The organism is Proteus sp. fly-1013, assembly GCF_040140245.1.
Lineage (GTDB): Bacteria > Pseudomonadota > Gammaproteobacteria > Enterobacterales > Enterobacteriaceae > Proteus > Proteus mirabilis_B.
Genome location: NZ_JBEEWD010000020.1, coordinates 1 through 1,587, shown reverse-complemented (window position 1 = coordinate 1,587; position 1,587 = coordinate 1). Strand labels below are relative to the sequence as shown.

The window sequence follows — 1,587 nt, the reverse complement described above, 5'->3', positions numbered from 1 at the left end:
ACTTGCCATCGCTGGGGCGTGTCATTTCGTTTCGGCTCCCCCTGTTTTTCCCTTTCTTCGCTGGACGCTCATCAGGAGAAAAACAAAAAGCCTACCGCCCTCGTTTTACTCGGTTGGTCAAATCGCCGATCACCACAAAACAAGTTTGTGTCTTTCAGCGATTTCGCATCGGTTTACTTGTCAGTTGGCATGATGTTAAAAACGCACTCAGAAGCCCGCAAAACCGTTCTAAACTTTCAGCGTAGATTTGGGTGTTTTATAGGGTGTTCGTGTCTTAAAATCGTTTTGAGGGGCTTAGATGGGGATGAACGGGCGGTTTTCGCTAACTAACTCGCCCGTTTAACATAAAAGGGATTAAGAGAAGCTTTATAAAGATATTTAATCTTCACTATCGCCAACAATTTTCGCATTATGATTCAATGCTTTTGACACATCTTGTCTTAAACGTCTCATGTAATCACGGTCATATTTTTCAGTTTCATCGCCAAAAAGACAATCGTGATCACTTACAGCATGAAAAACCATTGTTTCATATGCGCTATGATAGCCATCAGGTATATCAACGAGTTCACCCCTAAATGATACAACTATCAATGGATCGTTTTTACCTGCTATGATGCGACCGTGAAAAAAACCAGTATAAAAACCTATACCTGGGGCATCAATTGAATCTGTAGCTTTAAAACGCCCCCAACCACAACTATCAGGTTCTGAATATATTTCCACGAAGTTTCGCTGTTCACAGAAGCTCCCTAGCCGTACAACGGTATCTAAGAGACTCTCTGTAGTTACTTTATTAAACTTTTGTAATTTATCAGAATTATAACCGAATTCGAGACTGGCTGTTGCAAAATCAGTACTATACTCAACTGTTGATATGTAACGCTTTTCTATTGCCACTAGATGCCTTTTCTTCAGCAATCCTGAACATATTCAGCAATTGGCTTACTTGTTGTTTATGGTTTCCAACAAGTTTCACTGTGCTTGCATTAATGTTTAAGATATTAGCATTATTTACTGGAGAGTGTTTCATTGAGAACCTCCGTTCGAACATATAGAAAAATCTATTTTTATTAGCTGTTTATAAAGGATATTAAGTTTTCAATTTGTCTCTGTAATGGTTCACATGCGCCACCTTGAAACTGTACATTGCCAGTATTAAAAACATTAACAATAAAACCATTATAGGCAGGATCAGCAAATAAAAATGAAGTTCCCAACTGACCAACGCGTTCCGTCACTTGGTACTTATCTAAGATTTCCGCTTTTAGCTTGTTTATGTCTCTACAAGGAATTGCCATTTATTCATTCTCATTTAAGTTTCCGGCTTATAAGTATGATACCAGAAAAACAGAAAAAAACACCATATGCCCCAATGTGGTACTAATCAAAATGGAGCGAAGCGACAGCATCTTTCTGTCTTTGCTTTTCTCCATGATCAGTTATTGGGTCATGGCTTCTTAGCTCGTTAATTCAGCTAAGTCTGGTTAGTTGGGCTTCTTTCGACGGTGCAATCCAAGAAATCCCTAGTCCGTTGATTGGTGCTCTTATCAGGTACGCACTGTAATCTTTCGATACCGCAGCGTG

The 1,587-nt window shown here is 39.3% G+C and carries 3 protein-coding genes; 1 reads left to right on the top strand and 2 read right to left on the bottom strand.

Annotation, left to right across the window (positions count from 1 at the left end):
- Positions 1-245, top strand: a 245-nt coding sequence (locus tag ABN236_RS19240) for a hypothetical protein (RefSeq protein ID WP_349474718.1), incomplete at its 5' end; no start/stop codon positions are given.
- A 133-nt stretch (positions 246-378) separates the two neighbouring features.
- Here ABN236_RS19240 and ABN236_RS19235 read toward each other — a convergent pair.
- Positions 379-900, bottom strand: a complete 522-nt coding sequence (locus ABN236_RS19235) for a hypothetical protein (RefSeq protein ID WP_349474716.1) — start codon at positions 898-900, stop codon at positions 379-381.
- Positions 901-1,073: 173 nt separating this feature from the next.
- Positions 1,074-1,301: a hypothetical protein gene (locus tag ABN236_RS19230; protein ID WP_187551045.1), complete on the bottom strand. Its 228-nt coding sequence runs from the start codon at positions 1,299-1,301 to the stop codon at positions 1,074-1,076.
- Positions 1,302-1,587: the final 286 nt, after the last annotated feature.

Coding starts and splice junctions, on each gene's coding strand:
- ABN236_RS19230 (WP_187551045.1), bottom strand. CDS start 1,301: ATGGCAATTCCTTGTAGAGACATAAACAAGCTAAAAGCGGAAATCTTA.